Genomic DNA, 8,490 nt, shown 5'->3' on the forward strand with positions numbered 1-8,490 from the left:
CAGTCGTCCGACAGAGCTCCACCGACCGGGACGCGAGTTCCCACCAGGAGGTCATGCCATGGCGCAGTCCGCCGCCCCGCCGGCCGTAGCCCCTTCCGCCGCCCCCGTGACGCTGCCGATCAGGGCGATCCTGCCCTGGGCGGTCTTCTTCGGCGTCCTGATGCTGGTCCTGCTCTACTTCGTGGGCGCCGAGCAGGGGGCCACGTCCCTCATGTCCGGCGAGAACGTCCACGAGTGGCTGCACGACGGGCGCCACCTGCTCGGCTTCCCCTGCCACTGACAGGGGCGCCGCAGCCATGAACCCCGTCAACTCCGTCACCGTCAGACGACTGCTCGTGCGGGGCATGCTGGCCGGCCTCGCCGCCGGCGTGCTCGCGCTGGTCGTCGCCTACCTGCTGGGCGAGTCCCGGGTCGACGCGGCCATCGCGTTCGAGGAGTCGCACGCGCACGAGCACGGCGGCGCCGAACCGGTCAGCCGTGCCCTGCAGTCCACCGCCGGTCTGGCCACCGGCATCCTCGTGTACGGCGTGGCGGTGGGCGGCATCGCCGCCCTCGCCTACTGCTTCGCCCTCGGGCGGATCGGGCGCTTCGGCGCCCGGCCCACGGCCGTGCTGCTCTCGGCGGCGGCACTGGTCACGGTCTACGTCGTGCCCTTCCTGAAGTACCCCGCCAACCCGCCGGCCGTCGGCGACCCGGACACCATCGGGAAACGCACCACGCTGTACTTCCTGATGATGCTGCTCAGCGTGCTGCTCGCGATCGCCACCGTGATCCTCGGCCGGCGCCTCGCGCCGCGCCTGGGCAACTGGTACGCGACCGTGGCCGCCGGTGTCTTCTTCGTCGTGACCGTGGGACTCGCGTACGCGTTCCTGCCCGCGATCAACGAGGTGCCGGAGCACTTCCCGGCGGCGCTGCTGTGGCAGTTCCGTCTGGCGGCGCTGGCGATCCAGCTCACGCTGTGGACCTCGTTCGGGCTGCTCTTCGGCCACCTGGCCGGACGCGTGCTGGAACCGGCCCCGGCCGCCGCCCCCGCGGGGCGCGGCACCGTGGGCGCGGGCACGACGGCGTCCGTCTAGGACGACACGGCCCGGCGCCTCGCCGGGCCCGCGGTGCCGACCGGACCGCCCGTACGACGCTCAGCGCGTCGTGCGGGCGTTCGTGTGTGCGTCCTTGGGCGCGTCCAGGTGTGTCTCCGTGTGCGCGGAGACGAGCGCGTGCAGCCGCTCCGCCGCGGCACGGCCGAAGGCCGGGTCGTTGAGGTGCGTGTCGTACTCGGCGACCTCCACCCGGCTGCCGCGCAGCTCCTCACGGAGGGTGCGGAAGAGCACCCCGTCCACGGCGCGGTCGTGGTACGGCCCGCCCGGCGCCCCGAGGGTGGACAGCCCGCGCAGCGGCAGCATGAGCGTGACCGGGCCGGTGGCCGCGCGCAGCTTCGCCGCGACCTGACGGCCGAGTTCGGCGCACTCGGCGGCGGAGGTGCGGATCACGGTCACCGAGGGGTTGTGGACGTGGACGTGGCGGGACCGGAAGCGGTCCGGCAGCGAGGCGAGCGGGCCGAACTTGACCATGTCCAGCGCCCCCGGGCCGACCACCTGCGGCAGCCCCGCGCGGCCCGCGGTGCGCAGCCGGTCGGGCCCCGCGCCGAAGGCACCGCCCACCAGCTCGTCGGCGAGCTCGCTGAGCGTCAGGTCCAGCACCCCGCTGAACATGCCCTCCCCGGCGAGCGACTCCAGGGAACGGCCGCCGGAGCCCACGGAGTGGAAGACCAGCACCTCGTAGCCGAGTTCGGTGAGCCGTGCCCGGGCGGCGTCGACGCCGGGGGTCGTCACGCCCGCCATGCTGGCCGCCACCAGCGGCCGGTCCCCGGCGGGCGGTGCGGACGCCGCGGCGAAGCCCCTGGCCATGCCGGCGATCGCGTCCGCCGCGTTGGCCAGGATCGGCGCCGACACCCGGTTGACGCCCGCGATGTCGACGACGCTGTACATCATGGCGATGTCGGTCGAGCCCACGTACGGGGAGACGTCGCCCGCGGCCATCGAGGACACCATCAGCTTCGGCACGCCGAGCGGCAGCGCCCGCATCGCGCGGGTGGCGATCGAGGTGCCGCCGCTGCCGCCGATGGCCAGGACGCCGTGCAGCCTGCCCTCGTCGTGCAGCCGGCGCACCACCCGCGCCGCTCCCTCGGCCATGACCGTCACCGCGGCGCCGCGGTCGCCCGCCCTGCGCAGCCGTTCGGCGTCCGCGCCCGCGGCGGCGGCCACGACGGTACGGGGGATGTCGGGGGTGACCAGGGGTTCGCCGGCCACGCCCGCGTCGATCAGCACGACCTCGACGGCGCCGCGCAGCAGCCGGTCCCGCAGCCAGCCGTACTCCGTGCCCTTGGTGTCCAGCGTTCCCAGCAGCGCAACGACCGGCATGGTCACCAGTGTTGGGCCCGGGGCCGGAAGTGACAAGGCCTCATGACGGGGGCACGGGGCGCAGCAGCAGGAGCGCGGTGTCGTCGGTGCGGTCGGTGGCCCGGCCGCCGTGGTGCACGAGGACCTCGGCGAGTTCGTCCAGCGGGAGCCCGCCCCGGGCGGACAGGGCCACGGCCAGGGCGGTGATGGCCTCGTCCAGGTCGCCGCCGGGGGTCTCGATGAGCCCGTCGGTGTAGAGCGCGAGGACGGCGCCGCGGGGCAGCGTCAGCGTGGTGGTGGGGTACTCGGCCCGGGGGTCGATGCCGAGCAGCAGCCCGGTCGGCCGGCTGAGGACGTCGGTGCGGCCGTCGGGGAGGCGCAGCAGGGCCGGCGGGTGGCCCGCGGAGGCCAGCCGCAGGATGCCCTCCGTGAGCCGGAGGTGGGCGTAGAGGCAGCTGGTGAACAGCCCGGTGTCGAGTTCGTCCAGCAGCCGGTTGGTGCGGGACAGCACCTGGTCGGGGGAGGCCCCGGCGGTGGCGTGCGCGTGCACCGCGGTGCGCACCTGGCCCATCAGGGCGGCGGCGTTGACGTTGTGGCCCTGGACGTCGCCGATGACCGCGGCGACGCAGGTGTCGTCCAGCCTGATCAGGTCGTAGAAGTCGCCGCCGACCTCCATGCCGCTGGTCGCCGGGAGGTAGCGGGCGGCGACCTCCAGGCCGGGCACGGTCGGCAGGGTGTGCGGCAGCAGCCCCGACTGCAGGCTGTGCGCGAGGTGGTGCTTGGCGTCGTAGATCCGCGCCCGGTCCAGGGCCTGGGCGATCAGCCCGCTGAGCGAGGTCAGGGCGGCCCGTTCGTCGGCCGGGAAGGAACGCTCCTCGGCGAACGCCATGACGCAGGCGCCCACGGGGCGGCCGGACGCGATCAGCGGCAGGAAGGCCCAGGCCGCCATGTCCGACAGCAGCTCCAGGCCCTGGTAGGCCCGGACGAGGTCCTCGCGCGAGCCGTAGAAGCTGGGGACGCCGGTGGTCAGCGCCCGGGTGGCCGGGAGGCGCGCGGTCAGCGCGGTGCCGTCCAGGGCCGCCATGACCTCGGGCCGGTAGCCGCGGTCGCCGATGATGTGGAGCCGGCCGCCCTCCGCGACGCACAGCACGAAGGCGTCCGCGCCGATCGCGGCCGGGAAGAGGTCGGCGACCAGCCGGACGACGTCGTCCACCCCGACGGCCTCGGTGAGGGCCGTCGCGAGGTGCATGAGGTGGTAGATCGCGCCGATCCGGATCGGCACCGCGGCCTCGTCGTACGCCGCCGCGCGCGCGGCCGGGTCCACCGTGTCCGCGTCGGTGGGGGAGATCCGCACGCTGACCCCGGTCGCGTCCGGGAACAACTGCACGAGCAGCCAGTGGTCGGGCGGCCGCAGGGCGGTGAACGAGACCGGCCGCCCGCTGAGCACGGCGGCACGGTAGCGGTCCTCGTGGGCGGGGTCCCGCAGCCAGCGCAGGCTCTCCCACGGGAAGGTGCCCACCAGCCGGTCGACGGGCACGCCGACGAGCTCCGCCGCGCGGGCGCTGGCGTAGGTGATCCGTCCGTCGAAGTCGAGGGCGCAGGCCCCCTCGGGCAGCCGCCGGGCCCAGTCCGCCGCCGCCAGGGCCTCGTACGGGTCGACCGGGAGGGCCCGCGCGGTCCGCAGCACCCGCGGCTCGGGCCCCGGCAGGATCGGCTCCCCGTCGGCGCCGGCCCGTACGAGCTGGTCGGCAAGGCGCTCGCGGGCCCGCTCCAGCAGCGCGCGCTCCGCGGGCGGCGCCTCGGCGGTGCGCGACCGGGACCAGATCAGCACGAGCGTGCCGAGCGCGGCGTCACCGACGGTGAGCGGGGCGGCGACCATCGACAGGTCGTACGGCATGACCAGCGCCGTGCGCGGATAGCGGTCCGCCAGTTCCTCCCGGGAGCGGACCAGGATCGTCCGGCCCTCCCGTACGGCGTCGGCCACCGGGGTCGACCGCTCCATGGGCAACCGCGACCAGGGCATCGACAGCTCCCGCGGCGCCCCGGTGATGACCTCCATCCCGAGCGCCCGGCCCTCGGGCAACACCAGGAAGACCGCACCGATATGGGCGCCCGTCGCGCGCACCACTTCGGCGAGCACTTGGTCCAGCAGCTCCCGGGCGGGGGCAGTCACCACCATGCGTGGCTCCACCATCGGGCCGACACCACCTATAAGGGGGACGATACGCCCCCCTTCGCCCCGTCTCCTCCCCGCGGAACCCGGTGCCCCGTGGGCGAGGGCCCACCGGGTTGCCCGGGGCCGGACCGGAACCGGCGGGTGGTCGCGACGGGAAGATCACCGCGAGGTACCGGGCGGCGCCTGCCGGTCCGTCGGGGCCGCCCGAGGGCGGGGGGCGGGGCGGTCAGTGGGCCGGGGCGGACGGAATGGCGGCGATGGCGCTGCCGGCCTGGTCGGCGAGGGTGACCGCGACCAGGCGGGCCTGCCGGGAGGGGACGGTGCCGGGGGTGGGGAGCATCATGAAGCGGCCGTGGAAGCGCCCGTTGTGGAAGACCCGGAGTTCGACCTCCTGGTCCGGCAGGCCGTACGCGTCGGCGTCCCAGGGGCGGCGGCCCCGCACCACGGTGCCGTCCTGCTCCAGCCGCGGCGGGTGCCCGACGAGGGTGCCGTACTCGAACCGGCAGCCCCGCAGGTGCAGCAGGCTGACCAGCTGGTCGCGGACGTGGTCGACCACGACGTGCGGGGTGACCGCGGACTGGGCCAGCCGGGCCGTCTCGTGGATGCGGGCGAGGTGGTCGGCGTCGGTGATCGCGATCACCGCGAGCCGCCGGGTGCGGGCGGCGAGCTGCGAGACGGCCAGGCCGACGGCGAGCAGCAGGACCGCCGTCACCACGTCGCCCGGGCCGCTGATCGTGAACCGCTCGTAGGGCGGGGCGAAGAAGAAGTCGAACCAGGCCGCGGCCGACAGCGCGGCGAGCGCGCCGGCGCGGCGGCTGCCGAGGACGGCGACGGCCACCACCGCGACCACCAGCACCAGGGCGACGTGCGTGTTCGACACCTGGGTGCGGAACGGCACGAGGGCCAGGCACACCAGCGGCGGCAGGAGCAGCCCGGCCGGCAGGGCCAGCCGTGCCAGGTGGGGGAAGGGGGAGCGGAAGGAAGGACGCGTCATGGTCATCGCCTCCGTCAGGGGGCCCGCCGCGGCCCCGGGGTTCACCGCAGGGGCGTGGCGGTGTGCAGGGGCAGCCGCCAGGTGTTGCGGCGGTGCATGTCGTCGAGGACGTCGTGGAGCGGGGAACGGGGTACGGCGAGCACCGGGCAGCCCGCGTGGACGAGGCAGTGCCGCGCCACGGACGGCCTCAGGAGCCGGCGGAGCGGGCCGCGGCGTCCGGCGCCGACCACCAGCAGGTCGTCCGGGCGGTCCGCGACCTGGGTCAGCGCCCATCCCGCGGGCCCGCGGACGATCACCGCGCGCAGGGGGAGGCCCTCCGGGAGGCCGCCGAAGGCGGACCCGATGGCGTCGGCCAGCTGCCTGCGGGCCCGGTCCTGCCACTCGTGCAGCAGCGGCGGGAACGGGGAGCGCCGGTAGGCGAACTCCCCGCCCGGAGGTTCCCAGGCGAGCACGGTGACCAGCACCGCACCCGTGCGGCGCGCCTCGGCGGCGGCCCGGTGCAGTGCCGTGAGGCTGCCGAGGGAGCCGCTCACCCCCACGACCACGCGGTGGTTTCGGGCGTCGTCCATGCCGTCCATGGAAGACCCGGGCGGGGCGGTGCGGGGCCTTCTTGTCGCGCTCTTGTCGCCGGGCGGCGCTCTCCTGACGCCGCCCTGACCCCGTTCCGACCCGGCCCTGGCCCCGTTCCGACCCGCCCCTGATCCCGTCCCGACCCCGACGGGGCTCAGGCCGGATAGGCGTGCGTCTGGGCCGCCTTGACCGTCGCCCACACCTCGGTGCCGGGGTGCAGGCCGAGTTCGGCGGTCGCCACCGTGGTGAGGTCGGCGGCGAGCGGGAGTTCGCCCCGGACGTCCACGCGGATCTGGTCGCCGTGCGACTCCAGTCCCGCGACCGTGCCCCGCCACAGGTTCCTGGCGCTGGAGCCGGTGGGGCGGTCCCGGTGCAGGGTGACGGCGCCGGGCGGGAAGGCCACGAAGGCCGGGCCGGACAGTTCCTCGGTGGTGGTGATGTCCGGCCCGCCGTCGATCGTCACGGTGTGGCCGTCGGCGCGGCCCCGGTAGAGGTTGAGGCCGACGAGGTGCGCGATGTAGTCGGTGCGCGGGCGGCGGGCGATCTCGCCGGGGGTGCCCTCCTGCACGGAGCCGCCGTGCTCGATGACCACCAGCCGGTCGGCCAGCACCATGGCGTCCAGGGGGTCGTGGGTGACCAGGACGGCCACCGCCTCGAAGTCGGCGAGGTGCCGGCGGAGCTGGGAGCGGACCTCCAGGCGGGTGCGGGCGTCGAGGGCGGCCAGCGGTTCGTCCAGGAGCAGCAGCCGGGGCCGGGTGGCGAGTGCCCGGGCGAGGGCGACGCGCTGCGCCTGGCCGCCGGAGAGCCGGCGGGGCCGGGCGGCGGCGTGCTCGGCCAGGCCCATGCGCTCCAGCCACCCGGCGGCCTCGGCGCGGGCCCGCGCCTTGGAGACGCCGTGGCAGCGCGGGCCGAAGGCCACGTTGTCCAGCGCCGACAGGTGCGGGAAGAGCAGGTAGTCCTGGAAGACGACGCCGACCGGGCGGGTCTCGGGGGGCGTGCCGTCCAGGGCGGCGCCGTCCAGCCGCAGGTGGCCGTCGGTGAGCGGGGTCAGCCCGGCCAGGGCCCGCAGCGCGGTGGTCTTGCCGGCGCCGTTGGGCCCCAGCAGGGCGAGCACCTCGCCGGGGGCGGCGGTGAGCGTCACGTCGAGGCGGAAGGCGCCGCGGTCGACGACCAGCCGGGCGTCCAGGCCCTGCGGGGCCGGGCCGCCGGTGGACGCGGGGGCTTTGTCCGGGGAGGTCATGGCGTGGCCATCCAGCGGTCGCGCAGTCCGGCCAGGACGGCGATGGAGACGGCGAGCAGCACCAGGCTGAGCGCGATGGCCGCGGCCGGGTCGCTCTGCAGGGCGAGGTAGACGGCGAGCGGCATCGTCTGCGTACGGCCGGGGAAGTTGCCCGCGAAGGTGATGGTGGCGCCGAACTCGCCGAGCGCCCGCGCCCAGGCCAGGACGGCACCGGCGGCGATGCCGGGTGCGATCAGCGGCAGCGTCACCCGGCGGAAGGCGGTGAAGCGGGAGGCGCCGAGGGTGGTGGCGGCCTCCTCGTAGCGCGGGTCGGCGGCCCGCAGGGTGCCCTCGACGCTGATGACCAGGAACGGCATCGCGACGAAGGCCTCCGCGATGACGACGCCCGTCGTGGTGAAGGGCAGCGTCAGCCCGAACCACTGGTCCAGCCACCGTCCGGCGATGCCGTTGCGGCCCAGTGCCAGCAGCAGGGCCACACCGCCGACGACGGGCGGCAGCACCAGGGGCAGTGTCACCAGGGCGCGCACCAGCCGGCGCCCGGGGAACTCGGTACGGGCCAGCAGCCAGGCCAGGGGCACGCCCAGCACGAGGGTCACCGCGGTCGCGAGGGTGGCGCAGATCAGGGAGAGCCGCAGCGCCTGCCACACCCCGGGGCTGGTGAGCTGCGCGGGCAGTTCGCTCCAGGGCGTGCGGACCAGCAGCCCGGCGAGCGGCAGCACGAGGAAGGCGAGCCCGAGCAGGGCGGGCAGCAGCAGCGGCAGGGGCACCGGGGAGCGGTGACCCTGCCGGCGGCCGGTGCGGCGCGGCCCGGGCCGGGCGGGTCCGGGCGCGCCGCCGCTGTGGTCGGTCACGGGTTGAGGAAGCCGGCGTCGCTGAGGACCTTGCGGCCCTGGTCGGACTGGACGAGGGCGATGAAGGCCTCGGCGGTGGGGGCGTTGGGGGCGTCCTTGAGGAGGACGATGGGGTAGTCGTTGACGGCGCCGGCGGACTCGGGGAACTCCACGCCCTCGACCTTGCCCGCGGCGGCCTTGACGTCGGTCTTGTAGACCACGGAGGCGTCGACCTCCTTCAGTTCCACCTTCGTCAGGGCGCTCTTGACGTCCTGTTCGTAGGA

General features: G+C 75.5%; 9 protein-coding genes. 2 read left to right on the top strand and 7 right to left on the bottom strand.

The genetic code is table 11. The annotated features are described in order from the left end of the window. The first annotated feature begins 58 nt into the window (after positions 1-58). The gene (locus ABZ479_RS09420) at positions 59-280 is read left to right on the top strand and encodes a CbtB domain-containing protein (protein WP_499599421.1); all 222 of its coding nucleotides are present in this window, start codon (positions 59-61) and stop codon (positions 278-280) included. Positions 281-296: 16 nt separating this feature from the next. After that, positions 297-1,076: a CbtA family protein gene (locus tag ABZ479_RS09425; RefSeq protein WP_500460915.1), complete on the top strand. Its 780-nt coding sequence runs from the start codon at positions 297-299 to the stop codon at positions 1,074-1,076. 60 nt (positions 1,077-1,136) lie between these two features. Here ABZ479_RS09425 and ABZ479_RS09430 read toward each other — a convergent pair whose 3' ends face one another. The 7 genes from ABZ479_RS09430 to ABZ479_RS09460 form a co-directional block, all read right to left on the bottom strand. Continuing rightward, the gene (locus ABZ479_RS09430; RefSeq protein WP_500460916.1) at positions 1,137-2,417 is read right to left on the bottom strand and encodes a Tm-1-like ATP-binding domain-containing protein; all 1,281 of its coding nucleotides are present in this window, start codon (positions 2,415-2,417) and stop codon (positions 1,137-1,139) included. 40 nt (positions 2,418-2,457) lie between these two features. Beyond that, positions 2,458-4,575, bottom strand: a complete 2,118-nt coding sequence (locus tag ABZ479_RS09435; RefSeq protein ID WP_500460917.1) for a SpoIIE family protein phosphatase — start codon at positions 4,573-4,575, stop codon at positions 2,458-2,460. A 223-nt stretch (positions 4,576-4,798) separates the two neighbouring features. Then, the gene (locus tag ABZ479_RS09440) at positions 4,799-5,566 is read right to left on the bottom strand and encodes a DUF4118 domain-containing protein (RefSeq protein ID WP_500460919.1); all 768 of its coding nucleotides are present in this window, start codon (positions 5,564-5,566) and stop codon (positions 4,799-4,801) included. A gap of 41 nt (positions 5,567-5,607) precedes the next feature. Continuing rightward, positions 5,608-6,144, bottom strand: coding sequence for a universal stress protein (locus ABZ479_RS09445; protein WP_500460921.1), 537 nt, complete (start codon positions 6,142-6,144; stop codon positions 5,608-5,610). Positions 6,145-6,290: 146 nt separating this feature from the next. Further along, entirely contained in the window at positions 6,291-7,376 is a 1,086-nt protein-coding gene (locus ABZ479_RS09450) for an ABC transporter ATP-binding protein (RefSeq protein ID WP_500460923.1), read from the bottom strand. Continuing rightward, on the bottom strand, positions 7,373-8,227 hold the full coding sequence (modB, locus tag ABZ479_RS09455; protein WP_500460925.1) for a molybdate ABC transporter permease subunit: 855 nt from the start codon (positions 8,225-8,227) through the stop codon (positions 7,373-7,375). Before modB ends, ABZ479_RS09450 begins: the two co-directional genes overlap by 4 nt. Beyond that, the coding region (locus ABZ479_RS09460) for an extracellular solute-binding protein (RefSeq protein WP_500460927.1) at positions 8,224-8,490 on the bottom strand (267 nt) is incomplete at its 5' end. The genes ABZ479_RS09460 and modB, both read right to left, overlap by 4 nt.

It is taken from the genome of Streptomyces sp. NPDC005722, assembly GCF_040630935.1.
Classification (GTDB): domain Bacteria; phylum Actinomycetota; class Actinomycetes; order Streptomycetales; family Streptomycetaceae; genus Actinacidiphila.